The following is a 23,870-nucleotide window of genomic DNA, read 5'->3' on the forward strand; positions in this document are numbered from 1 at the left end:
CGGTCATGCCGCAATGTCGATCCGCCGGAACGGCCCGGCTCCGAAGCGCATCGAGACCTGCGCCACTGCAAGGCTGAAGGCGCCGGCCACCCCGTCGGCCGCCTGCGCCGCGGCGGGATAGGTGAAATCCGGCGCATCGGTGCTGTATTCGGCCAGGATCGTCGCGCCCGCCATCACCCGCACCAGATAGGCTTCGGCCTCCTCGCCCAAGGGCACTTCGGCCTGCTGCCAGCTGTCGCCCTCGATCCGTGTCCGCCGCACCCAGCGGGCCTGCACCTCTGTCCCCGCCGTGCCCGCGGCGGTCAGATGCGCCACCGGATAGGGCCGCAGCCCGATCCCGTCGAACGCAGCCGAGATCGCAACCACATTCGGATCGTCATAGCCCCGCGCGGTAACGCCGATCCGGTAGTCGCGTGCCAGTCCCCGCGCGCTGGCCGCCAGGTCGATCTGCGCCAAAGCCCTGTCCAGCAACACAACAGTGCTGCCCGCGGGCCAAAGCGGCGGCATGATCCCGTCGGTTCCCAGCTGCCCGCGCAGCCGCAGCGACAGCTCATAGGTCTTTGGTGCCACCAGCTCGGCCTGGGCGAACTGGAACACTTCCCAATTCGCGGGACTGCCATCGCCAATCGCCATGGCATTCGCGCCGTTCAGCACCGCAAGCGTGCTGGCCGAAGCCAGACTTCCCCCGGTCACCCTGACCCGCAGCGCCGGCCCCCTGTCCCACAGCGCCGGCGGCGCCGCGGCCAGATCGGTCTCGGTCACCCCGATCACCGCCGGCGCTGCCACCAGCCGGTTCAGCTGGAACTCGGCCCCTTCCGAGGCCGACCAGACCGCCACCGTCCCCGGCCAGGGCTGTGCCGTCACCGCGACATGCGGCGCATGCGGCACCTCGGTTCCGGTCAGCAGCGGCAGATCCAGAAACACCGGATGGGTCGGAACCGGAGACACGAAGGGCCGCATGATCCCCGGCTCTTCCAGCAGATCGGCACTGTCATAGACCCCGCCCTCGATCCGCACCGCCTCGATCAGCCGCGCTTCGGCCTGTTCGATCCGGTCGACCCGATAGGTGCTGCCATCCTCCAGCTGCACCCGCGCCCCCGCCGCAACCCCACGCTGCGACATCGGCAGCGCCAGCCGCAGGCTGTCACGGGCGATCCGGCTTTCCGCCAGCCAGCGATGCGCCACGATCCGCCCCTCGGCCGCGGTCAGCGCCAATGGATATTCGCTGGCGGCAACAGAACGCAATTCCGCGTCCGGATGCCGTGCCTCGGCGGTGCGGATCTCGTAATCGCCCTCGGCATCGACATGACCCAGCCGGATCATCCCGCTGATCTCGGGCTCGGCCGCGCGGGTCAGTTCGGCAAACCCCTCGGTCTCGTCGATCTCGACAAACCGCGCGGCCTCCAGCACATGATCCACCCCGTTGCGGCGCGAGACATAGGCGATCCGCCCGTCCCGCTCGACCGCGTCGAAGCCATAGACCAGCATCAGGGGCTGCAGACCGGCCCGCGCGCTTTGGGTCTGGTCCTGCGCATAGCCCCGCACCAGCCCGTAAAGCCCCGAGGTCTCGACCGAGACCAGCCCCGCCGCCGCCCCGATCTCGCGCACCACCGCCGCCAGCGGCTGGTTCGTCGCCCGCCCGTTCAGCCAATGGCCCCGCGCATAGGCCGCACCATCGCTCCACAGATCGCTGCGGCCCGGAAAGGCCGGGAAGGGCCGCGCGTCCCAGGCCCAGACATGGGCACGGGCGAAATCCACCATCGGCGCGTCATAGACCAGCGAGACGGGATTGTTCGCCCCGTCCCGCCAATATTGCGCCATGGCGCGCAGATATTGCATCTGCATCAGATCGTCCCGCCGCCCGTTCGACGCCCGCGGCAGCATGGATTCGGACGACCGCAGATCCAGGAACTTGTTGGGCTGGTTCGCCCCCTTGTCCAAGGCCGCGCAGCCATATTCGGTAAAGCGGATGGGTTTCGACTGCGGGTCCCACCCCGTCGGCAAGACGTCGCGCGTGCCTCCGGTGCGGGGGTGATGCTGATGGCCCCACCAACCCCGCAAATCCTTGACCCGAAACACCCAAGGCTCGTCGAAGGCGCCGTCCTCGATCGGCAGCCGAACCTGGGCCGCCGCGCCCTCAGGGCTGTCGTAATACCAGTCGAAGCCCTCGCCCCCGGCAATATTCGCCTTCAGATAATCCAGATTGTAGATCGCGCCCCAGTCCGCATCCACATGCGTCTCGCCCTCGCGCCAATCGGCCAGCGGCATGTAATTGTCGATGCCGATGAAATCGGTGTCCGGGTCCGCCCAAAGCGGGTCCAGCGGGAAGTACAGGTTCCCATCGGCGGAATAGCTGCCATATTCCGTCCAGTCGGCGGCATAGCTCAGCTTGCACTCCTCGCCCAGGATCGCCCGCACCTCGGCCAGCAGATCGCGCAGCGCCGCGACCGCCGGGAAACTGTCGGATGCGCCGCGGATGCGGGTCACCCCCACCAGTTCCGAGCCGATGCAGAACGCATCCACCCCGCCCGCGACCTGGCACAGATGCGCATAATGCAGGATGAAGCGCCGCAGGCCCCACTCCGCCGGGCCGGCATAGCTGATCACCTCATCCGCCACGCTGAAATCCGACGCCTGCGCCGTACCGAAAAACGCCGCCACCTCAGCCTCGGCCCCAGCCGTCCGGTCGGTCGATCCCGGCAGCCCCGGCGCCAGCGCGGTGGTGATCCGCCCGCGCCAGGGCAGCACCGGCTGGCCGGGCGTGCCGGTCCAGGGGTTCGGCAGCGCGTTGCCCTCCAGCTGATCCATCAGGATGAACGGGTAGAACATCACCTCCTGCCCCGCGTCGCGCAGCGCCCGGATCGCCTCGATCACCGCCGCATCCGCCGGTGTCCCTCCATAGACCGGGCTGCCCTCGATCTGCGGCACCAAAGCCGCCTCGGCCCGCGTCACCCCGCCCGCCCGCCAGGCCATGCCCTGCCCGTCGAATTCCGCCTGTTCGACCTTCGGTCGGATCGTACACGACCCGCAGCGCAGATCGTCGCCGAACCACGACACCACCAAAGATACCGAACGACAGTTCGGCAATTCTTCGCTCAAATGGTCCAGCGACGTGGCGAAATCCGTCATTCCCGAAGGCGTGTTCATATTGGCCGAGACATTTTCGCCCGGCCCATGCCTGAAATGCACCGGCGTGGTTGCCAGAGAATACTCGCCCGTGCCGGGGATCATCGCCACCGCCGGCACCGCATCGTCCAGCGTCAGCTCGCCGCCAAGGCCCGGCCCCTGCGCCGCGCGCACCACCTCAAAGCTGAACTGCGGCACCCGGCTGCCATAGGGCGACAGGTCCAGATCCTCGATCACCACATAGGCAAGCCCCCGATAGGCCGGCGCAAGTCCCGCCCCCTCGACCGCTTCGATCTTCGGATCCGGCAGCTGATCCTCGGCCCCGCGATAGACCCGCAGCATGATGCTGCCCGGCGCGATCTCGGCACCATCAGCCCAGATCCGGCCGACTTTCAGGATCTCGCCCGCGCAAAGCCCGATCGCCAGGCTGACCGAATAGCTGTATTCGGTCACCTTCGGCTGCCCGCCCTTGCCGCCGCCGCGCCGCCGGCTGTTTTCCTGGAATTGCGAGGCCCAGATCACCTGGCCCGCCAGCCGCATCCGGCCCCAGACCTGCGCGATCGCCGCCCCATCGCTGGCGCCGGTCAGCCGCAGCCGGTCCAGCCGCCCCACCTCGACCGGGTCCGAGCCGCCGCCCAGCAGACGCTGGTCGATGACCCGCCCCAGCGTCGCGCCGACGGCCCGGCCGATGACCAGCCCCGACAGGCCCAGCACGGTGCCGCCAAAACCCGATCCGATCGCCGCTCCGACGGCCGAGAAGACAAGCGTTGCCATGGTCAGTTGGCTCCCTCGGGAAAGGCATAGCGCGCCGCGATCCGGCGGGCCCAGGGGGCGCTCAGCGGGCTTTCAGTGACCGCATGGCCCGAATAGGCATGGATGAAGCGCGGCACCGCGCCGACCGCGCTTTGCAGGCCCAGATGCTTGGCCATCCCGCCCGTCCGCATGCGAAACAGCAGCACATCACCCGGCGCCGCCGGCCAAAGCGGGCGCGGCTGCAGATACAGATCGGCCGCGCCCAGAAGCCGCTCGTCGCGCGCCGCCTCGGCCCAGTCGGCGGTATAGGCCGGCACCAGACAGGGCTCGCCGCCATACAGTGCCCGCCACAGCCCGCGGATCAGCCCCAGGCAATCCGCCCCGCCGCCCCGGCAACTGGCCTGATGCACATAGGGCGTGCCGATCCACAGCCGCGCCTCGGCCACTGCCCGCTCGGCCATGCTCATGGCAAGATCCCCGGGATGCGGCTTCCGCCCGAGGCAGGCTGCCCGGGCCGCGGATAGGCGGCCAGCCAGTCTTCGCCCGGAATATGCGGAAAGCCGCGGAAATTCAGGAAGTTGCCAAACTTGACCCGGCAAGTCTCGGCCCGCTTGTCACAGCCCGCCTCGATCCGCAGCAAATCGCCCGCCGCCAAAGGCGCCCGCAGGCTTTGCCACAGTTCCACCCGCCGCGCCACGCCCGCCAGCCGGTCCGATTTGACCATCACCGACAGGCCCGCCGCCGCCCCGCTCAGCACCTCAAGCCGCCCGCCCTCGAACCAGCGGTCGTCATAGCCGGTGAAATCGGCAAAGCGCAGCACCAGCCCGCGCTCTTCCACCGCCTCCACCGCGCGCTCGGCGAAATAGCCGGGCTGCGTCAGGTCGAACCGGCAGCGCCCGTCGCCCAGCACGGCCGAGCAGCCGCGGGTATAGGCGAATCCGATCGGCTGGTTCAAAGGCTCGGTCAGCCCGCGCAGCTCGGCCCGAAAGCCCAGCCCCTTGCGCGTCACCTCGCCCAGCGTGCCGCGAAAGATCTCGGCCCGCGCCACCGGATCGGCCCAGTTCACCAGCCAGACCCGCAATTCGGCCGCATCATAGCGCCCCGCCGCCAGATCCGCCTCGGTGATCGCCGCATCCGACAGCGCCCCCATCGCCTCGGAATTGTCGACGGCCAGCCCCGTCACCTGCTGCAGCGCCCGCGCCGTCAGCCCCGCCCCCGCCTTGCAGGGCACCCCCTCGACCACCAGATCGCGGTCGTGATCGGTGAAGCCCAGCACCTGCCCGTCGCGCCGCGTCACCACCCAGGCCCGGCAGACCGTGGTGAAGCCCGTCGCCAGATGCGCATCCAGATCCGCGGCACTCACAGCCGGATCTCCAGCACCGGCACCGCCGGCACGTCGCCCGCCTGGAAGGACGCGACCGAGACATGGATCGCATCCGTATCGAAGCGCACCGGCACGTCGAATTCGAAGCCCGCGCTGATCTGCGCGCCCATAGGCGGCGGCACGTCGAAGGTGACCAGCCCCGTCGCCGGATCGACGGTGAATTCCAGCCCCTCGACCTTCGGATCTTCGGCAATTGCAATGCTGACCGTGCCCAGAACCGGCTTGGCGATCGGCCGCAGATAGCTTTCCCCGCCCGAACTGTAGGTCTTCACCAGCGGCCAGACCGCCGTGACCCCATCTCCCAACCCGATCACCTGATCCAGCGGCCCCGTGCTGCGCGACGGCGGGCACGACCGGAAATCCGACCAGTCCTTCCAGCGAAACCCGTGCAGCTGCCCGCGCCGCGCCTCGAAAAACGCGATCAGCGCCTCCAGATCGTCCAGCGACCGCAGGCCGACCCCCGCATCATAGCGCCGGCGCGAATGCGCCCAGGGCGTGTTGCGTTCCTCATGCCCGTTCTGCAGCGTCACGATCTCGGTCCGCCGCTCGGGCCCGCCGACCGAGCCGAAGCTCAGATTGGCCGGAAACCGTATCTCATGAAATGCCATCACCCGCCCTCATCTGTTGCGCTGCCCGCGAGCCAGCGCCCGGCTGACCTGGGCGGCCAGCTGGCTCTGGCTGCGCTGAAATCCCTGCACATCGGGGGTGGCGATGTTCATCACCACATTCACCGCCCGCCCCCCGCCCTGGGCCTGCACCCCCAGCCGCCCATCGGCGCCACGGGTCAGGGGCATGATCGCCTCCGGCCCCGCCTCGCCCATCAGTCCGCGCCCGCCGCGCATCGGGAACATGGTCGGCTGCGAGACGATCCCGCCTTCAGCAAAGGGCATCACCCGCCCCTGCGCAAAGCCGCCGCCCTTGGCAAAGGGCAGAATGCCCGAGGCCAGCGCGTTGATCCCCTGCGCCAGCATGCCGCCAAAGGCGTTGGTCACCGGCCGCATCGCCACACTATAGACCGTGTCGACAATCGACTGCGCCACGCCCTTCAGCGCCTCGGACAGCTTCATCCCGTCGAAGATCAACCCGTCGAACGATCGCCGCAGCCCGCCCGACATGCCGCTCGACAGCGTGCTGACCTCGCGCGTGGTGAAGGTCGCGGAGTTGCTCAGGCGCGCCAATTCGCCCTCAAAGGCCGCCACCATCGCGGTCGAGCTGCCAAGCCTTTCCTCCAGCGCCGCCAACTGGTCCGTCAGATCCGAGATCTCGGCCATCCCTGTCTCCCCTTGTCCTGTCCGGAAAGGCTGCGGCCAATTCCGCCAGCCGCGCCCGGGTCAGGGGCAGCGCCGCCTGCTCTGCCCCCAGCATGATCCGCAATTCCACCGGCGTAAGCCGCCAGAACGCCGCCGGCTCCAGCCCCAGCCCATGCAGCCCCGCCCGCATCAGCCCCGGCCAGTCGATCCGCCCGCTCATCCCCCGGCCTGCGCTTGGGCGCCCGGCAAGGCAAAGGCCCGGGCCAGCAATTCCGCCGCCGCCCGCGCCGCGCCAACCGGCCCGCCGCCGATCTCGACCGCCAGCAGATCGCGCGCCTGCCCCTGCCAGCCGCCGCCCCGCAAGCCGGCCACCAGCAGCGCCAGCACGTCGCGGGTGGAAAACCGCCCGGTCTCGAACCGCTCCACCAGATCGAACAGCGATCCCGCCTCCAGCGCGCCTTCCAGCTCGGCCAGCGCCCCCAGCGTCAGCTTCGCCACATGCGGCACGCCATCCAGCGTGATCGCCACCTCGCCCGCGAAAGGGTTCGCCATCACAGCGCCGTAAAGGTCAGCACCCCGGCCGAGGCCAGCGTGACCTCATAGGTCGCCTCGCCATTGTGGCTGCCCGCATATTCCAGCGCGGTGATCTGGAACGGGCCCTCGATCACGCCGAAATCCGGGATCACCACCTGGAAATCCGGGATCTCGCCATCGAAGAAGATCTGCCGGGCGCGCTCGTCGGTATTCGCGTCGCGAAACACGCCCGAGCCGGAAATCGCCGCCGATTTCACCCCGGCGCCGGCCAGCAATTCCCGCCAGCCCCCCGCCGATTCCAGCGAGGTGACATCCACCGTCTCGGCATTGAACGCCGCCCGCGTGGCGCGCAGCCCCGCGATGGTCTCGAACATCCCGTCGCCGGTCTGGTCGATCTTGATGAGAAGGTCCTTGCCGGCCTGAACTGCCATGGCATCTCTCCTGAACAGGGGTGGAATTCCGGCCGAAACGGCCGCTTAAAGCTCGATCCGGGCGCGAAAAACCTGGTCGATCCGCCGCACCTCGCCCTCGTCGATCCGCCGGGCCGAGGCGCGCAGGAACAGAAGCGACACCAGGCTGCCCCGGCTCAGCGCCAGGCTTGCGCCCACCAGCAGATCGGAAATCGCCGCGGCAATGGTCTTTGCCGCCAGAAACCCGGTGCCGTCGCTGATCACGCTGACCGCGATCTGATGCTCGGCCCCGGCGCCCGTCTTGTCCGAGGCGTCGCGCACCTCTTCAGGCCCGACCAGCACGAAGGTGCCGGCGGGCGAAGGCGGCACCGCGTCATAGACCGCCACCCCCGCCAGAGCCGGTGCCGTGGTCAGCGCCTGATAGATCGCCGCCTGCAGGGCGGCCGATGCGGCATAGCTCATTGCGGTGCCTCCTCGCGGCAGAAACAGACCAGCCAGCGCCCGCCCGGGTCGCGCTCGGTCACGGCCAGAATGGCAAAGACCCGCGCCCCTTCGCGCAGGCGCTGCCCGGGCTTCGGCCGGCTGTCCGCACCCGGCGGCGCCGCCCGCACGGTGATCCGATAGGAGACCGAGGTCAGAACCACCTCTTCCCCCGCCGGATCGCGCCCCGTGCCGGGCAGCACTTCGGCCCAAAGCGTGCCCAGCGCGGCCCAGCTGGTCGAAAACCCGCCCGCGCCATCGGGTACGCGCTCGGCCTGTTCCAGAACCAGCGCGCGGTTCAGATGCGGCACCGTCATCGCCGCCCCCCGCCGCCCAGGATCCGCACCTGGCGCCAGCGCTCGATCAGCGCCACCACCCCGAAGGGCAGACCCGGCGCTGCCGCACCATCGTCATGGCGATGCTCGTAGAATTCGGCCGCCAGCAGCAGCACCGCCTGGCGCAGATCGGCCGGAACATCGGCCCAGCCGGGCCCGAACCCCGCATCGAAGACCAGCGCCACCGCGCCCTCCACCGGCACCGAGGGCAAGGCCACGCCGCGCCCGGCAATCCGCGGCCGGTGCAGATCGGCGATCAGCCGATAGGCCTCGGGCGCGACCGTCACCTCGTCCCCCGCCGCATCGCGCAGCGTGACCGAGATCAGCGCCCCCACCGGCGCCACCGGCAGCGCCTGCTCGCCCGCATCGCGCCAGTCGTCCAGCTCCCAGCGAAAGCGCCGCTCGATCAGCACCTTGGCCGTCCGCCCCTCGATCGCGGCCATGGCGGCGCGAAGATGGCTTTCCAGCAGCCCATCCTGGTCCGGCGCCAGGGCAAAGCCCGCCCCCAGCCGCAGATGCGCCTTCAGCTCGTCCATCGGCAGCGCCGCCAAAGGCACCGCCGTTTCCTCGGTCAACATCATCTCATCCCCTCGCTGCCGGCCCGCCCGATCTGCCGGCCCGGGGCGCGTGCCTGCCCCGGACCGGCCCGCCCGCCGCGTTACGACACCGCGACTTTCAGCAGCTTGATCGCCGCGAAATCGGTGATGTCGCCGCCCACACGCTTGGTGGCGTAGAACAGCACATGCGGCTTGGCCGAGAAGGGATCGCGCAGGATGCGCAGATCCGGGCGTTCGGCCACGGTATAGCCGGCTGCGAAATCGCCGAAGGCGATCGGATAGGTATTGGCGCCCACATCGGGCATGTCCTCGCAGATCAGCACCGCATAACCCATCAGCCGCGCCGGTTCCCCGGCCGCCAGCCCGTCCGACCACAGGAAGCGCCCATCGGCATCCTTCATCTTCCGCACCGCGCCCGCGGTTTTCGAGTTCATCACGAAGGTGCCATTCGCGCGGTAATCGGCGCCCAGCGCATAGACCAGGTTGATGATGCAGTCGGCCGGATTGGTCGGCGCGAAATCCGATGCCGCCCCGGTGGCGATATAGCCAAGGCTGCCCCAGGCCCAGGACGCATTGGCAACCTTCGACGGCAGCAGAATGCCCTTGGGCTTGTCCACCCCGTCGCCATTCACGAAAGCCGACGCCTCGGCCCGGATGAAGCGCGTCGCGATCTTGCTGGCCAGCCAACCTTCCACATCGAAGGCGCTGTCATCCAGCAGCCGCTGGCTCGCCTTCGGCATGGCCGACAATTCATGCAGCCGGATCGAGATCCGCTCCAGCGCGGGCGTCGCCGTCTCGGTGGTCGCGGTGCTTTCCGTGGCCCAGCCCGAGCCCACGTCGCTGCGGTCGATCAGCACGTCGAACGAGGTGGCCTCGACCTGCACCACATTGGCAATCGCCCGCAGGGACGAGGTCGACACCAGCATCGAGCGGATTGTGTCGGCGGTCTGCGGGTCCACCAGATAGCCGCCATCGGCCGCCACCGTGGTGGACAAGGCCTTGCCCTCCAAGACCAGCCCGCGCAGACCGTCATCATCGCCGCTGCGCAGATAGGCATCAAAGGCCTTCTTGTGCGGCGCATCGCCTTCCACCGCAGCCGAAAGGGCCGGGCGGCCGTAGCTCATGGTTTTCCGATCCAGCATGGTCAGTCGCTCTTCCTGATGTTGCAGCGCTTGTTTCACTTCGGCCTGCAGCCCCTTGAATTCCTGCAGGAAACCGGACATCGCGGCTTTCACTTCCGCGGCCGGCGCAAGGGCAGTCATCTGGGCCTGGGACAGATCTTCCCCGGCCCGAGCCTTTCTCTCGGTCATCGTCGACCCCTTTCGGTTGAAGAAGAATTCCCGGGCGCTAGCCGCGCTCGGCCAGGCTCCGGCGCGCCTCGTCGAAGACGCCGGCCAGTTCACGCATCAGCGCCGCGACGTCGTCAGACTTCGCCGCCACCCGCGCTTCGGGAAGCATGGGAAAGGTCACCAGCGACACTTCCCACAGTTCCAGCTCCTGCAAGAGACGCCGCCCCTTGCCGTCGCGTTCCGCCTTGACGGTGCGATAGCCGATCGACAGCCCGTCGATCGCCCCCGCCGTCAGCAGGGCCGCCGCCTCGCGGCCCTTCTCCACCTCGGTCAGGATCCGGCCCTTCACCCAAAGACCCTGGGCATCTTCCCGCACCTCGTCCCAAACCCCGATCGGCTGGCCCGGATCGTGCTGCCACAGCATCTTGACCCGCCCGCCCCGCGCCGACAGCCGCGTCAGCGAGGCCGCATAGGCCCCCCGCGCCACCACGTCGCCGCCCTGGTCCTTCACCCCGAACAGCGAGGCATAACCCGCCACCACCCGCCCCTCGGTCAGTTCCAGCCCCGCCTCGGGCCGGTGGAATTTCCGCTCGGGCGCGCCCGACATTCCTTCCATCGCCTCACCTCGCCTATTGTGTCGCCGCCCGGATCAAGGCCTCGGCCCCCTGCGCCAGCAGAAAGGCCGCGACCCCGTAAACCCCCAGCCAGATCCGCTTTTCCAGCCGGTCCAGCGCCGCCTCGATCTGCACCAGCCGGTATTCCAGCCCGGCCCAGCGTTCTTCCAGCACGCGCTCATTCGCCTCGATCCGCGCATGGGCGGAATCGAAGCCTTCCAGGACGAAGCGCGACCCCGCCCCCTCCTTGTGCAGCGTCATTCCTCCTCCGCCAGCCGCGGCAGGCCCAGCAGCGCCCGCTTCTCGGCCAGGGTCAGGAACTCGGCCGCGCCCACCCGCGCCCATTGCTGGTCGCGCTCGATCGCCAAAGCCGGGATCTGGTCCAGATCGGGCCGCAGCTCGACCATCTCACCCGACAGGGCCGCCAGCCAATGCGCCAGCGTCGCCAGAACCCGCTGCGCCAAGGGCAGCACCGTCAGCCGGTAGAACGCCCGGTTGGCCTCCTGATAATTCGCATAGGTCGCGTCGCCCGGAATCCCCAGCAGCATCGGCGGCACCCCGAAAGCCACCGCAATCTCGCGCGCCGCGGCCAGCTTCGTCTCGTGAAACTCCATGTCCGAGGGCGAGAACCCCATCGGCTTCCAGTCAAGCCCGCCCTCCAGCAGCATCGGCCGCCCGGCATTGCGCGCGCCCTGGTGATGGGCCTCCATCTCGCCCACCAGCCGGTCATATTGCTCGGGCGTCATCACCGCCTGCCCGTCCGCGCCCTTGTACACAATCGCGCCCGAGGGCCGCGCGGCATTGTCCAGAAGCGCCTTCGACCAGGCCGAGGCCGCGTTGTGGACATCCACCGCCACCGCCGCCGCCTGCATCGGCGACAGGCCGTAATGGTCATCCTGCGGATGGAAGCTCTTGATATGGCAGACAGGGCTCAGCCCGTCCGACACGGCAAAGCGATGCACCCGCCCCCCCACCGAATAGTCATAGGCGACGGGCCAGCCATCGGCGCCGGGCACCAAAGCCATCCGGTCGCTGCGCAAGACGTGCAGTTCGCCCGGCAGTTTCCCGGCCCCCGGCACCGCCTCGACATAGGCATTGCCGCTCAGCAAGAGATGCCCATAGGCCGCCTCCAGCAATTCCGCCCGCCCCTGCCCGCCATTCGGCCGCGCCAGCAGGGCCAGAACCGGATGCGTCTCATAGCGCCGATCCGCGTCCTGGCAGATCACCGGCAAGGCCGCCGCCGCCTCGGCGATCAGCCGCACCGCCCGGAAGCCGATTGGGTTGCCCTGGAACCCGGCCTTCGCCAAAGACACCGCATCGCGCGGGCTCCAGGCCACCCGGCCCGCATTGCCCCAGGCGATCACCCGCCCGGTCGCACTGTCCTTCTTCTCCACCGCCCCCGGCGCCGCCGGCCCGCTCTTCCTCAGGAAATCGAACACATTCCGCCCCTTTCATCCGGCAAGCCGCCGCCGGGCCGTTCCGAAAACAGCCGCCAGCTTTCATCTGTCGAAAAATATCCCGGGGGTCCGGGGGCAGCGCCCCCGGCGTCCGCCGCCCCGCGGCTCAGGCCCCGAGCGTCCGCACCGAAGGATCCCCGATCCGCCCCGAGGGCGCGATCATCAGATCGGTCAGCGCCCAGACCAGCGCATCCAGCCGGTCGGGACTGCCCTGCCCCTGCCAGCCCACCCGCGCCATCTGCATCATCTGTGCCTCCAGCGCGCCCAGGCCCCGGCCATGCGCCACGCGGCCTTGCTCGTACAGCGCCGCCACCGGCTCGGCCCGCAGCATCTTGCCCTTCATCGCCCGCACTTCGCGTAGCGGTGCCAGCGGATCGACCTGGCGGATCACATCCGCAACCAGATCGCCGCCCTGGTTCACCTCGACGACCAGCCGCTCGGCGCCGAATTCCTCCATCGCCGCCAGCGCCGCCCGCGCCCAGCCATCGGGCGAGGCGCCCCGGACCGAACGGTCGGCCAGCACCGCCGCCCGCCAGTCCTTCCGCTCGCCCCGCGTATCGGCCCCCGCCACCACGATCCCGCATTCGTCCGAGCGCTTGGTGGCCGTCACCGGCGGATCCACCGCCACGACGATCCGCATCTGCCCCGGCACCGGCTTGCCCTGCGCCGCAGCGATCATGCCCCGCGTCCACAGCGCACCGTCGATCTCCTCGACCAGCTCGCCCTCCAGCTCTTGCCGGCCCAGCGAAGACCCGCCATAGCGCGCCTCCACCTCGGCCAGAAAGCTTTTCGCCAGATAGGCCCGGTTCGCCTCGGTCGGCGCCCGGCTGATCACGGTCGAGGGGTTCTGCAGGATCGCCTTCAGCAATTCGATATTGCGTGGCGTCGTCGTCACCACCTGCTGGGGATGCGCCCCCAGCCGCAGCGCGAATTGCAGCTGGTCCCAGCTGGCCTGCGCCTTCGGCCATTTCGCCAGTTCATCCGCCCAGGCCGCATCGAATTGCGGACCCCGCAGGCTTTCGGGATCATGCGCCGAGATCGCCTGCGCCACCGCGCCGTTTTCCCATTCCAGCACCCGCCGCGTCGCATGCCATTTCGGCCGCCGGTCGGGGGGCGAGCAGGCCAGGATGCCGCTGTCGCCCAGGATCATCACCTCGCGCACCTGATCGAAGGTCTCGCCCACCAGCGCCACCCGCCGCGCGCGGCCCGGCGCCTCGGGCGTCGCCCCTTCCACCTGCGCGCGCACCCATTCCGCCCCGGCCCGGGTCTTGCCCGCCCCGCGCCCGCCCAGGATCACCCAGGTCTTCCAGGCCCCCTCGGGCGGCATCTGATGCGGAAGCGCCCAGAAATCGAATATCCAGGGCAGTGCCAGCAGCGCATTCTCGCTCAAGCCCCCCAGAAACCCGTCAATCTCCTCTTGCGTCGCGGAGGCAAGCCAGGCGGCGCCCGATTTCATCGCGCGCCTGGTCGAGGTCCAGCTCGCCCCGGGCTCCGACAGCCCCGGCAATCTGTTTGCGGAGTTTGTCGACATTCTTGCGTTCCTCCAGAACCTGCCGGCCCATCTCGGCCAGATCGCGCACCGCGACCCGGCCCGCCTTGCCCGCCTCGAACCGCCCCTGCCGGATCGCGGCCAGCGCGGCATTCAGATCGCTTACGGCCAGACGGAACAGATCTTCCGTAAAGCCAAGGACATCGTCGGGAAGAGGAACCGGCCGGTCCGGGTCGCCCCCGGCCTCCTCTCCCCCTTCCGAGAACCAGATGCTCATCTTTCCTCGGTCTCCCAGGCCGTCCCGCAGGCCCCCGCCGCAGGGATCGCGGCTGGGATCGCCGCGACCGGCGCGCAACAAAAAAGCGGCCCGGAGTTGCCCCCGGCCGCTTTCGACACGTCATCCATCATGCCCCAAGGTCTACATTGGACCGGGCGCCAAGTCAAGCCAAAAACGCAATGATACCAATGTGTTATGCGAACGCTGCGTTAAGGATTCGTTAGGATCCTACTCGCGCTGCCGCCAAGGGTCTGGCGGCAAAGGCCTATTCGCCCTGCACGCCGCTGACGCCCTCTTCCTGGCCCTGTGCCGCGCGTGCCGCCTCGATCTTGCGCCAGGCCGCGACATTGCGGTTATGCTCTTCCAGCGTCGCCGCAAAGACATGCCCGCCCGTGCCGTCGGCCACGAAGAACAGATCCTCGGTCTTCAGCGGGTTCAGCGCCGCCTCGATCGACAGCCGGCCCGGATTGGCAATCGGCGTCGGCGGCAGCCCGTCGATGACATAGGTGTTATAGGGCGTCTCGCGGCGCAATTCGCTTTGCCGCAAGCCGCGGCCCAGCACGCCCTCGCCCTTGGTGATGCCATAGATCACCGTCGGGTCGGTCTGCAGCCGCATCCCGCGCTCCAGCCGGTTGACGAAGACGCTGGCCACATGCGGCCGCTCCTGCGGCATGCCGGTTTCCTTCTCGACGATCGAGGCCATGATCATCGCCTGTTCCGGCGTGTCATAGGGCAGATCGCTGGCGCGCAGCGGCCACAGTTCGGCGATCACCGCCGCCTGCTGCGCCGCCATCCGCGCGATCAGATCGCCCCGGGCCGAGCCCTTCTCGACATCGTAGCTTTGCGGCGCAAGCGAACCCTCGGCCGGAACCGAAGCCAGCTTGCCGTCCAGGAAATCGGCGCGTTTCAGCGCCTCGACCACCTGCCAGCTGGTCACGCCCTCGGCCAGGGTCACCCGATAGCGCAGATCCGGCTTCTCGGCCGCCGCCAGATATTCGGCCGGCAGCGCCTCGGCCGCGGGATCGAACTTCACCACATCGACGAAACGATTGGTCGCGGGGTCCAGCTCGCGCAGCACCACATCCGCGCTGGCCACGCCGATGCGGAAATTCACCTCCTGCCCGCAGGTCGATTGCCCGCCGGTGGTGACCACGCCCAGAACCTGCTCCATCGAGGCGCCGGACTCGATCAGATACGAGCCGAACTTCAGGTCATCGGCCCGGCCCGAATAAGACGCGCCGATGCGGAAGATCCGCGGATCGCTGATCGCCCCCTGCTCGGCCAGCTGCCGGCTGACCGCCGACATCGAGGCGCCGCGCTCGACCTTCAGGCAGATCGCCTGCGCCAGCGGCCCCGGCTTGGTGAACTCGTTGCGTCCCCAGGCCACCAGCGCCGCCGCCGCCATCAGAAGAACGATGAACAGCGTCAGCGCGTTCGAGGCGATCGATTTCCACATGGATCAGTCGACCCGGCCCAGAATCAGGCTGGCATTGGTGCCGCCGAAGCCGAAGCTGTTCGACAGCGCCACGTCGATCTTGCGCTTCACCGCCTTGTTCGGCGCCAGATCCAGCTTCGGCGCCACCGCGGGATTGTCGAGGTTGATCGTCGGCGGCGCCACCTGGTCGCGCAGCGCCAGCACGCAGAAGATCGCCTCGACCGCGCCGGCCGCGCCCAAAAGATGCCCGATCGACGACTTGGTCGACGACATCGTCGCCCCGGCCGCCGCATCGCCCATCAGCCGCTCGACCGCGCCCAGCTCGATCGTGTCGGCCATGGTCGAGGTGCCATGCGCGTTGATATAGTCGATATCGGTGGGCTGCAGCCCCGCCCGCTTCAGCGCCGCCTGCATGCTGCGGAACCCGCCATCGCCATCTTCCGAGGGCGCGGTGATGTGATAGGCATCGCCCGACAGGCCATAGCCCAGCACTTCGGCATAGATCTTGGCACCGCGCGCGCGGGCGTGTTCGTATTCCTCCAGCACCACGACGCCCGCACCCTCGCCCATCACGAACCCGTCGCGATCGGCATCATAGGGGCGGCTCGCTTTGGTCGGATCGTCGGCGCGCTTGGTCGACAGCGCCTTGCAGGCGTTGAACCCGGCGATGCCGATTTCCGAGATCGGCGCCTCGGCCCCGCCGGCCACCATCACATCGGCATCGCCCAGCATGATCAGCCGCGCCGCATCGCCAATCGCATGCGCCCCGGTCGAGCAGGCCGTGACCACCGCATGGTTCGGCCCCTTGAAGCCGAACCGGATCGAGACCTGGCCGGAAATCAGATTGATCAGCGAGCCGGGGATGAAGAAGGGCGAAACGCGCTTCGGCCCCTTCTCCTTGATCATCACCGCCGTCTCGGCGATCGTCGTCAGCCCGCCGATCCCGGAACCGATCATCACCCCGGTGCGGCAGCGGTCTTCCTCGGTCTCGGGCGCCCAGCCCGAATCCTTCACCGCCTGAGTCGCCGCCGCCATTCCGTACAGGATGAAGTCATCCACCTTGCGGCGATCCTTCGGCTCCATCCAGTCATCGGGATTGAACGTGCCCTCGGTTCCGTCGCCGAAGGGGATCTCGCAGGCATAGGTGGTGACCACATTCGACGTGTCAAAGCGGGTGATCGGCCCGGCGCCCGACTGGCCGGCCAGCAGCCGCGCCCAGGTCTCTTCCACTCCGCAGGCAAGCGGCGTGACCATCCCCAGACCTGTAACGACAACTCTGCGCATCCTGCCCCCCGTTCTGGCCTGTCTTGCGTTGCGGCGGTGATACACGCGCCCGGCGCCCCGCGCAACTCGGGCCCCCGCTGCGGCAGGGCCGCCCGGCAGGCTTTCGCAGCACGCGCCCCGGCCCTAGCCGAGGATCGCCTTCACATATTGCTGGGTTTCGTCATAAGGCGGCACGCCGCCATGCTTTTCCACCGCGCCCGGTCCGGCATTATAGGCCGCCAGCGCCAGTTTCCAGCTGCCGAATTTGTCGTACATCATCCGCAGATAACGCGCGCCGCCTTCCAGATTCTCTTCCGGGCTGTCGATATCGACGCCCAGCTTCACCGCCGTGCCCGGCATCAGCTGCGCCAGGCCCGAGGCGCCCTTGTGGCTGACCGCCCCCGGATTCCAGCCGCTTTCGCGCTGCACCAGACGCAGGAACAGATCCTCGGGCACGCCATGCTTGGCCGCCACGGCCTTGGCCACCTCAAGATACTTGCCCTTGTAATTGCCCCGGTACTTCGGCACCGCCTCGGCGGTTTCGCCCGCATCCTTGCCGGCCTTGTAATCCGGGGTCAGCTTGGACGCGCCGGAATATTGCTTGGCCAGCTTGCCATCCAAAAGCGCGGTCTGCGACTTGAAGATCGTGTTGCGCGATTTGGTGCCGCCGAACAGCAGCGCCTCTTCGGCCATGACGGGGGGCGCAACCGCTGTGGCAAGAACCAAAGCAAGGGGCCGGAAAAGCTTGGGGCGCGACATGCGGAAACGACTGTCCTCGTGGCCGTGGTCAACAAAGGGCGCCGGGCCGCAAGGCCCCGCCCCCGCGGCACTATACGGAAAATCGCCGCCTGTGCCAGCGTGGAATGGCCCAGTCAGCTTCCCCTTACCCGGCCCCGATCGGCGGCTCTCTGCCGATCCCGCCGCAAAGCCCGCATGTCGCGCCTCGCCCGCCCGCTTGGTTGCAGGGCCGCGCCGGCCCGTGTACAGCTTTCCTCAACCACGCCGCGCGATGCTGCCGGCGGCAATCCGTCAGTCACAGGGGGAAAGGCATGGCCGGTTCGGTCAACAAAGTGATCATCGTCGGCAATCTGGGTCGCGACCCCGAGGTGCGCAGTTTCCAGAATGGCGGCAAGGTGGTGAACCTGCGCATCGCCACGTCGGAAACCTGGCGCGACCGCAACTCGGGCGAGCGCAAGGAACGCACCGAATGGCATTCGGTCGCGATCTTCTCGGAGCCGCTGGCCAAGATCGCCGAGCAATATCTGCGCAAGGGCTCGACCGTCTATATCGAGGGCGCGCTGGAAACCCGCAAATGGCAGGACCAGTCCGGCCAGGACCGCTACACGACCGAAATCGTGCTGCGCCCCTATCGCGGGGAATTGACGCTGCTGGGCGGCCGCGGTGATGGCGGCGGCGGTGGCGCTTCGGGCGGCGGTGGCGGCGCGGGCTATGACGACCGCGGCGGCTATGACGATTACGGCAGCGGCGGCGCGGGCGGGGCTTCGGCCGGCGGCGGCAGAAGCGGCGGCTATGGCGGCGGCGCGTCCTCGGGCGGCGGCAGCGGCCGCGCCTCGGACATGGATGACGAGATCCCGTTCTGATCCCGCCCCGGTCCTGACCGAGAGAGGCCGCCATGGCCGCAGAGCGCAGCCGCGCGGTTGATCTGCTGAAACTGGTCCTCGCCCTGATGGTGGTGGGGATCCACGCCAATCCCTTTGCCGATCTGGGCCGCAGCGTCAATCTTCTGACCGGCGAAGGGATCTACCGGCTGGGCGTGCCGGTGTTTTTGGTCTTCAACGGCTATTACCTGCAGGGCGCGCTGGCCTCGGGCCGCGGCCGGGCGCTGCTGGCGCGGGTGGCGCGGCTGTATCTGATCTGGATGCTGCTTTACCTGCCGATCTACTGGCGGCTTGCGATGCATCTGTCCTGGCCCGAGCTGCTGCGCTTCGCGCTGTTTGGCTATTGGCATCTGTGGTATCTGGCCGGACTGACCTTTGCGGTGGCGGTGCTGCTGGCGCTGCGGCAGGCCTCGGACCGCGCGCTTCTGGCGCTGGCGCTGCTGACCTGGGCGGGCGGCGTCGCGGTGACCTGGGGCATGGCGGCCGACCTGCTGCATCCGGGCCAGCCCTTCCGCGACCCACTGCTGCCGGCGCGCAATCCGCTGTTCCTGTGCCTGCCCTATGTGACCTTCGGCCTGCTGATCGCCCGCCGCGGCCTGGTGTCGCGCGTGCCCGCCCGCCTGGCCAGTGCCGCGGCCCTGCTGGGCGTTCTGGCGGTGATCGGCGAATCCTTCGCGATCTCGCGCATGGGCGTGCCCACCAGCCATGACGCGCTGGCAAGCCTGGGCCTGGCCGCCCCGGCGCTGGCGCTTTGGGCGCTGGCCCTGCCCGGCCGGACACAGGGGCGGCTGACCGGCGATCTGGCCAATGGGCTGTATTTCCTGCATGTGGGCTTCGTCGCGCTGCTGATCCGCCATACCGACCTGCACCATGCCCTGGTCTGGGCGCTGGCAGTCGCAGGCTCGGTCGCGCTGACGCTGATCCTGCGCCGCACCGGCCTGGCCCGGCATCTGTTCTAGCTGCCCAGTATTCTGGCCTCCCAGTGTTCCAGCGGCCCTGCCGCCGGATCCCTCCCGCCCGCACTGGACCTTGGCCGCACGATTTCCTATATAATCACTCAACAACCCTTCCAGGATCACACCCATGGACAGCAAAGTCGAAGGCGCGCCCTTGATCCGGCCTTCCACGACCGACCATCCGCTTTACGAACAGGTGGTCGAGGCCTGCCGCACCGTCTTCGATCCGGAAATCCCGGTGAACATCTACGATCTCGGTCTGGTCTACACGATCGAGATCAGCCCCGAAAACGACGTGATGGTGGTGATGACCCTGACCGCCCCCGGCTGCCCCGTCGCGGGCGAGATGCCGGGCTGGGTCACCGATGCGGTCGGCGCCATTCCCGGGGTGAAATCCGCCGATGTCGAGATGAGCTTCGATCCGCCCTGGGGCATGGACATGATGTCCGACGAGGCGCGGCTGGAACTGGGCTTCATGTAAGCCGCGCCAGGTCGGCTTTCCGATGTCAGCCTGCCTGCGGGCCTGGGCGCGCCAGACGCACCCGGGCCCTTGGTTTATTCCGCGCGCAGCATCAGCCGCTGCAGCCCGTGGAAATGGTAGACATCGGCATAGACCGGCTTTTCTGCCAGGCGCAGCCCCGGATGGCGGGCAAACAGGATCGGCAGCGCTACCTGCAGCTCCAGCCGCGCCAAGGGCGCACCGACGCAGAAATGCAGCCCCGCCCCGAAACTCGCCGAAGGTTTCGCCGGCCGCGAGGGGCGGAAGGCGGCCGGGCTGTCCCATTGCGCCGGGTCGCGGTTGGCCGCCGCCAGCAACAGCCCCACCCGGTCGCCACGGCGGAAGCGGTGGCCCATCGCCTCGACATCCTCATAGGCCCAGCGGGTGAACAGATGCAGCGCCGGATCATGGCGCAGGATCTCTTCCACCGTCGCCTCGACCCGGTCCGGCGCGACCAGCGCCGGCGCATCGCCCAGCGTCAGCAGCGCCTTCACCCCATTGCCGATGGTATGCACCGTCGCCTCATGCCCGGCATTCAGCAACAGGATGCAGGTGGTGATCAGCTCATCCGTCGACAGCCGCTCGCCCTCGGCCTCGGCCGCGATCAGATGGGTGATCAGATCGTCCGCCGGCTGCGCCCGCCGGCTTTCGACATAGCCGCGCAGAAAGGCCACGAAAGCCTCGGTCGCGGCCACCGCCGCCTGCTCCATCGCCGGCGTCCGCCCGGCCTGATACATGCCCACCATCGCATTCGACCAGGCCAGCAGATCCGGCGCGCGCTCTTCCGGCACGCCCAAGAGCCGGGCGATGATCCGCACCGGCAAGGGCTGGGCGAAGGCGGTCAGCAGATCGAAATCGCCCGAGGGGAAAGCCGCGACCAGGTCTTCCGACAGGGCGGCGATCTCGGGCGCCAGCGCCGCGATCCGGCGCGAGGTGAAGGCGCGCAGAACCAGACTGCGCAGCCTGGTATGGCGCGGCGGCTCCAATTCCAGCATCGAATGCGCTTCGACGGCGTAGAAGGGCGCCAGATGCGGCGGGATCTGCGGCGCAAGCTCGGGCGGCGCCTCGCGGCCAAAGCGGCGGTCACGCAGGATCGCATTCACCGCCGCCCAATTGCCGGTGCAGGTCAGGTCGTAGTCTTCCCAATGGAAGAACGGTCCCAGCTTTCGGGCGCGTTCATAAAAGGGATAGGGGTTCTGCACGAAGGCCGGCGCCTTCGGATTCTGGGACAGTCGCGGCAGCATCAGCTCTCTCTGCGGGGTCGGCTTTGCGCGATGATCACGCCCAGCACCACCACGGCCGCCCCGCCGGCCTGCGGCCAGTTCCAGGCGCCGCCCAGCAGAAAGACGATCAGCATCACATAGAAGGGCACGGCGTTCATATGCAGGCTTGCGGCGCCGATGCCAAGACTGCCGACCGAAACGATCCACAACAGCTGGCTGATCGCCAGCGAGCCCACCGAGAAGGCAAACAGCCCGCCGATCTCGCGCCAGCCGAAGGCGCCCAGGTCGGGCCAGGGCGTGCCCAGCGCGATCTGCCCGCCCGCCAGCACCAGCGCGCAGACCGCCGCCCCCGCCACCGTGATGGCCGAGCGGCCCAAGGGCGTCAGCCCCGGCAGCATCGTGACCGTCGCGCGCGACCCCCAGGTATAGGCCAGGATCGAGATCAGCGCCGCCAGCGCGCCGATGCCGAAGGTCAAGGCGCCCAGGCTGGCCGCATAGGCCAGCACGCCCCCCGCCAGCGACAGCGCCAACCCGATCCCCAGCCGGGCCGAGAAGCGGCGGCCGTCCAGCAGGCATTCCAGCGCGATGCCGATCACCGGCATCGTGGCGCTGATCACCGCAACCGTGACCGCATCGGTCGCCGCCTGGGCGATGATCAGGAAGACCGAGGCCAGGCCGATCGCCACCCCCCCCACGCACAGCCCGCGCAGCCAGGGCGCGTCCAAGACCGCCCGCGGCCCCTCGACCAGCGCCCACAGCGCCACCAGCACGCTGCCGGCCAAAAGACAGCGCAGCGCCGTCAGCTGCAGCGGCGGCACAAGCCCGATCACCAGATCGGCCGCGGGCAGGCCGGCGGCCCAGACCAGCATCGACAGAAGGCAGATCAGATTGGCGCCCACCGGGCCCAGCCGCGGCGGTGCGGGCACCGCCAGCGGTGCGGAAAGGATATCTGCGGACATATCGCCCTGTCGCATGGGGCGACGCCCCGGTCTGGCCCTATTGCGACAGCGCGTGTCGGGCGCGGCCCATCGCCCGGACCGCCGCTCAGGCCGCGGCCAGCGCCGCGACGATGGCGCCGAAATCCGCGGCCTTCAGGCTGGCCCCGCCCACCAGCGCGCCATCCACATCCTCGACCGCGAAGATCTCGGCCGCGTTCGAGGGCTTGACCGAGCCGCCATACAAAAGCCGGATGCCCGTCGCCTCGGCATGGAAACGCGCGCCCAGCCGGTTGCGCAGGAAGCCATGCACCTCGCCGATTTCCTGAAGCGTCGGAGTGCGGCCGGTGCCGATCGCCCAGACCGGCTCATAGGCGACAACGGTATTCGCCGCGGTCGCGCCCTCGGGGATCGACCCGTCAAGCTGCCCCCCGACCACCTCCAGCGTCGCGCCGGAATCGCGCTGCGCCTCGGTCTCGCCGACACAGATCACCGCCACCAGCCCCGCCGCCCAGGCGGCTTCCGCCTTGGCACGGATCAGCGCATCGCTTTCGCCATGATCGGCGCGGCGCTCGGAATGGCCAAGGATCACATAGGCAGCCCCGGCATCCGCCAGCATCGCGGCCGAGATGTCGCCGGTATGCGCGCCCGAGGCCTTGGGGTGGCAATCCTGCCCGCCGATCTTCAGCACCGTGTCGCGCACGGCCCAAGCGGCCTGTGCCACCAGCGTGGCGGGCGGGCAGATCAGCATCTCGCAGCCCGGATCGGGATGCGCGTCGAGCAGCGCCTTCAACTCGGCCAGCGCCGCCGAAGTGCCGTTCATCTTCCAATTTCCTGCGGCCAGCCTGCGCATTCCCGGTCTCCCTCTGCCTTGCCCTGCGGTTGTCGCAAATCGGCGGGGGCGAGGCAACGGGCGCGCGCGGGCGGGACAGAAGGCCGCAGGCAAAACCGCAGGATCCGCGGTCAGCGCCCGATCCGGCGGCATTCAGGCCGCGGGCGCGTCCTTGAACTTGATCGACTCGCCGCAGCCGCAGGCCTCGGCGACATTCGGATTGCGGAAGGTGAATTTCGATTCCAGCAGCGCGCTTTCATAGTCGATCTCGGTGCCGATCAGGAACATCTGCGCCATGGGCGCGATCAGCACCCGCGCGCCGTCCTGTTCCACCACCTCGTCCAGCGGGTTCACTTCGGACACATAGTCCATCGTGTATTCCATCCCCGCGCAGCCGCCCTTCTTCACGCCGATGCGCAGCCCCTGGCTGCCATCGCGCGCCATCAGCCGGGCGATCTGCTTTGCCGCTTGCGGGGTCAAGGTGACGGCGGCCTTGCCGGGAATGCCGAACATGAGAGTCTCCTTTATGCGCCCAATCTAGGGCCTCGGCCGGCAAATTCCAAGCCGCCCCGTCCAACCCATCCCCCGCAGCCCCGCGCTACAGCGGCAGCGTGGTGGTCGACTTGATCTCTTCCATGCTCAGCAGCGCGGTGACGTTGTAGATCCGCACTTCCGAGATCAGCGCCTGATAGAAGGTGTCATAGGCCCGCGCATTGCGGACCCGCACCTTCAGGATATAGTCGATATCGCCCGCCAGACGATGCGCCTCAAGCACTTCGGGCCGCTCTTTCAAGGCCTTGAGAAACCGGCGCTGCCAGTCGGCCTCATGTTCCGAGGTGCGGATCAGCACGAAGAAACAGGCCTCCAGCCCCAGCGCCTCGGCATCCAGAATCGCCGTGGTGCGCTGGATCACGCCTTGCTCTTTCATCCGGCGGATCCGATTCCAGACCGGCGTCTTCGACGAGCCCACCTTGCGGGCGATCTCGTCCAGCGATTGCTCGGCATCCTTCTGCAGTTCCGACAGGATTTTCCGGTCCAACTCGTCCAGCGCGGCCGCCATTCCCGAATTCCTTCTGTTCCCGGAACCACAGTTCCCTTCCGGCAAAGTATCGGAACAGTTTTCCTTTTCCGCAAGGGGACATGGCGGAAATCA

At 68.7% G+C, this 23,870-nt stretch carries 28 protein-coding genes; 3 read left to right on the plus strand and 25 right to left on the minus strand.

Annotated elements, in window-relative coordinates:
- Positions 1–3: 3 nt before the first annotated feature.
- The 20 genes from K1Y73_RS03670 to K1Y73_RS03765 form a co-directional block, all read right to left on the minus strand.
- The gene (locus K1Y73_RS03670; RefSeq protein ID WP_225026565.1) at positions 4–3,900 is read right to left on the minus strand and encodes a baseplate multidomain protein megatron; all 3,897 of its coding nucleotides are present in this window, start codon (positions 3,898–3,900) and stop codon (positions 4–6) included.
- Positions 3,901–3,902: 2 nt separating this feature from the next.
- Positions 3,903–4,340, minus strand: coding sequence for a C40 family peptidase (locus tag K1Y73_RS03675; RefSeq protein ID WP_404819058.1), 438 nt, complete (start codon positions 4,338–4,340; stop codon positions 3,903–3,905).
- 2 nt (positions 4,341–4,342) lie between these two features.
- Positions 4,343–5,242 (minus strand): DUF2163 domain-containing protein, encoded by a 900-nt coding sequence (locus tag K1Y73_RS03680; protein ID WP_225026567.1) that lies wholly within the window; start codon positions 5,240–5,242, stop codon positions 4,343–4,345.
- Positions 5,239–5,871: a DUF2460 domain-containing protein gene (locus K1Y73_RS03685; protein WP_225026568.1), complete on the minus strand. Its 633-nt coding sequence runs from the start codon at positions 5,869–5,871 to the stop codon at positions 5,239–5,241. The genes K1Y73_RS03680 and K1Y73_RS03685 overlap by 4 nt, the downstream gene beginning before the upstream one ends.
- Before the next feature lie 9 nt (positions 5,872–5,880).
- Positions 5,881–6,534, minus strand: coding sequence for a phage tail tape measure protein (locus tag K1Y73_RS03690; protein ID WP_225026569.1), 654 nt, complete (start codon positions 6,532–6,534; stop codon positions 5,881–5,883).
- Positions 6,449–6,733: a rcc01693 family protein gene (locus K1Y73_RS22160; protein WP_404819055.1), complete on the minus strand. Its 285-nt coding sequence runs from the start codon at positions 6,731–6,733 to the stop codon at positions 6,449–6,451. The genes K1Y73_RS03690 and K1Y73_RS22160 overlap by 86 nt, the downstream gene beginning before the upstream one ends.
- Positions 6,730–7,065, minus strand: a complete 336-nt coding sequence (locus K1Y73_RS03700; protein ID WP_225026570.1) for a gene transfer agent family protein — start codon at positions 7,063–7,065, stop codon at positions 6,730–6,732. Before K1Y73_RS03700 ends, K1Y73_RS22160 begins: the two co-directional genes overlap by 4 nt.
- Positions 7,065–7,478: a phage major tail protein, TP901-1 family gene (locus K1Y73_RS03705; protein WP_225026571.1), complete on the minus strand. Its 414-nt coding sequence runs from the start codon at positions 7,476–7,478 to the stop codon at positions 7,065–7,067. Before K1Y73_RS03705 ends, K1Y73_RS03700 begins: the two co-directional genes overlap by 1 nt.
- 45 nt (positions 7,479–7,523) lie before the next feature.
- Positions 7,524–7,919: a DUF3168 domain-containing protein gene (locus K1Y73_RS03710; RefSeq protein WP_225026572.1), complete on the minus strand. Its 396-nt coding sequence runs from the start codon at positions 7,917–7,919 to the stop codon at positions 7,524–7,526.
- Entirely contained in the window at positions 7,916–8,254 is a 339-nt protein-coding gene (locus K1Y73_RS03715) for a head-tail adaptor protein (RefSeq protein WP_225026573.1), read from the minus strand. Before K1Y73_RS03715 ends, K1Y73_RS03710 begins: the two co-directional genes overlap by 4 nt.
- Positions 8,251–8,853 carry a head-tail connector protein gene (locus K1Y73_RS03720; protein WP_225026574.1) on the minus strand — a complete coding sequence of 201 codons (603 nt, stop codon included), beginning with the start codon at positions 8,851–8,853 and terminating at the stop codon, positions 8,251–8,253. The genes K1Y73_RS03715 and K1Y73_RS03720 overlap by 4 nt, the downstream gene beginning before the upstream one ends.
- A gap of 77 nt (positions 8,854–8,930) precedes the next feature.
- Positions 8,931–10,139, minus strand: coding sequence for a phage major capsid protein (locus K1Y73_RS03725; RefSeq protein WP_225026575.1), 1,209 nt, complete (start codon positions 10,137–10,139; stop codon positions 8,931–8,933).
- A gap of 37 nt (positions 10,140–10,176) precedes the next feature.
- Complete coding sequence (locus K1Y73_RS03730) at positions 10,177–10,734, minus strand: HK97 family phage prohead protease (protein ID WP_225026576.1); 558 nt, start codon at positions 10,732–10,734, stop codon at positions 10,177–10,179.
- 13 nt (positions 10,735–10,747) lie between these two features.
- Complete coding sequence (locus tag K1Y73_RS03735; protein ID WP_225026577.1) at positions 10,748–10,993, minus strand: GTA head formation protein, RCAP_rcc01685 family; 246 nt, start codon at positions 10,991–10,993, stop codon at positions 10,748–10,750.
- Positions 10,990–12,171: a phage portal protein gene (locus tag K1Y73_RS03740; RefSeq protein WP_225026578.1), complete on the minus strand. Its 1,182-nt coding sequence runs from the start codon at positions 12,169–12,171 to the stop codon at positions 10,990–10,992. Before K1Y73_RS03740 ends, K1Y73_RS03735 begins: the two co-directional genes overlap by 4 nt.
- Positions 12,172–12,295: 124 nt before the next feature.
- Positions 12,296–13,645: a DNA-packaging protein gene (locus tag K1Y73_RS03745; RefSeq protein WP_225026579.1), complete on the minus strand. Its 1,350-nt coding sequence runs from the start codon at positions 13,643–13,645 to the stop codon at positions 12,296–12,298.
- A complete protein-coding gene (locus K1Y73_RS03750; RefSeq protein ID WP_225026580.1) occupies positions 13,596–14,036 on the minus strand; it encodes a permease in 441 nt (146 codons plus the stop codon). The genes K1Y73_RS03745 and K1Y73_RS03750 overlap by 50 nt, the downstream gene beginning before the upstream one ends.
- A 184-nt stretch (positions 14,037–14,220) precedes the next feature.
- The gene (gene mltG, locus K1Y73_RS03755) at positions 14,221–15,411 is read right to left on the minus strand and encodes an endolytic transglycosylase MltG (RefSeq protein ID WP_225026581.1); all 1,191 of its coding nucleotides are present in this window, start codon (positions 15,409–15,411) and stop codon (positions 14,221–14,223) included.
- A 3-nt stretch (positions 15,412–15,414) separates the two neighbouring features.
- A complete protein-coding gene (gene fabF, locus K1Y73_RS03760) occupies positions 15,415–16,674 on the minus strand; it encodes a beta-ketoacyl-ACP synthase II (RefSeq protein ID WP_225026582.1) in 1,260 nt (419 codons plus the stop codon).
- Between the two features lie 123 nt (positions 16,675–16,797).
- Complete coding sequence (locus K1Y73_RS03765) at positions 16,798–17,412, minus strand: lytic transglycosylase domain-containing protein (RefSeq protein WP_451923578.1); 615 nt, start codon at positions 17,410–17,412, stop codon at positions 16,798–16,800.
- Positions 17,413–17,702: 290 nt separating this feature from the next.
- Between K1Y73_RS03765 and ssb the strand changes: the two genes are divergently transcribed.
- The 3 genes from ssb (at position 17,703) to K1Y73_RS03780 (ending at position 19,709) form a co-directional block, all read left to right on the plus strand.
- The gene (gene ssb, locus K1Y73_RS03770; RefSeq protein WP_225026583.1) at positions 17,703–18,254 is read left to right on the plus strand and encodes a single-stranded DNA-binding protein; all 552 of its coding nucleotides are present in this window, start codon (positions 17,703–17,705) and stop codon (positions 18,252–18,254) included.
- Positions 18,255–18,286: 32 nt separating this feature from the next.
- Positions 18,287–19,231: an acyltransferase gene (locus K1Y73_RS03775; protein WP_225026584.1), complete on the plus strand. Its 945-nt coding sequence runs from the start codon at positions 18,287–18,289 to the stop codon at positions 19,229–19,231.
- Positions 19,232–19,355: 124 nt separating this feature from the next.
- Positions 19,356–19,709, plus strand: coding sequence for an SUF system Fe-S cluster assembly protein (locus K1Y73_RS03780; protein WP_225026585.1), 354 nt, complete (start codon positions 19,356–19,358; stop codon positions 19,707–19,709).
- Positions 19,710–19,783: 74 nt separating this feature from the next.
- Here K1Y73_RS03780 and K1Y73_RS03785 read toward each other — a convergent pair whose 3' ends face one another.
- The 5 genes from K1Y73_RS03785 to K1Y73_RS03805 form a co-directional block, all read right to left on the minus strand.
- The gene (locus K1Y73_RS03785; protein WP_404819056.1) at positions 19,784–20,971 is read right to left on the minus strand and encodes a cytochrome P450; all 1,188 of its coding nucleotides are present in this window, start codon (positions 20,969–20,971) and stop codon (positions 19,784–19,786) included.
- The gene (locus K1Y73_RS03790) at positions 20,971–21,909 is read right to left on the minus strand and encodes a DMT family transporter (RefSeq protein ID WP_225026586.1); all 939 of its coding nucleotides are present in this window, start codon (positions 21,907–21,909) and stop codon (positions 20,971–20,973) included. The genes K1Y73_RS03785 and K1Y73_RS03790 overlap by 1 nt, the downstream gene beginning before the upstream one ends.
- A gap of 85 nt (positions 21,910–21,994) precedes the next feature.
- Positions 21,995–22,738, minus strand: a complete 744-nt coding sequence (gene tpiA / locus K1Y73_RS03795) for a triose-phosphate isomerase (RefSeq protein ID WP_225026587.1) — start codon at positions 22,736–22,738, stop codon at positions 21,995–21,997.
- 132 nt (positions 22,739–22,870) lie between these two features.
- On the minus strand, positions 22,871–23,230 hold the full coding sequence (locus tag K1Y73_RS03800) for a HesB/IscA family protein (protein WP_225026588.1): 360 nt from the start codon (positions 23,228–23,230) through the stop codon (positions 22,871–22,873).
- An 85-nt stretch (positions 23,231–23,315) separates the two neighbouring features.
- Positions 23,316–23,777, minus strand: coding sequence for an Lrp/AsnC family transcriptional regulator (locus K1Y73_RS03805; RefSeq protein ID WP_225026589.1), 462 nt, complete (start codon positions 23,775–23,777; stop codon positions 23,316–23,318).
- Positions 23,778–23,870: the final 93 nt, after the last annotated feature.

The sequence above is a fragment of the Xinfangfangia pollutisoli genome, assembly GCF_020179405.1.
Lineage (GTDB): Bacteria > Pseudomonadota > Alphaproteobacteria > Rhodobacterales > Rhodobacteraceae > Pseudogemmobacter > Pseudogemmobacter pollutisoli.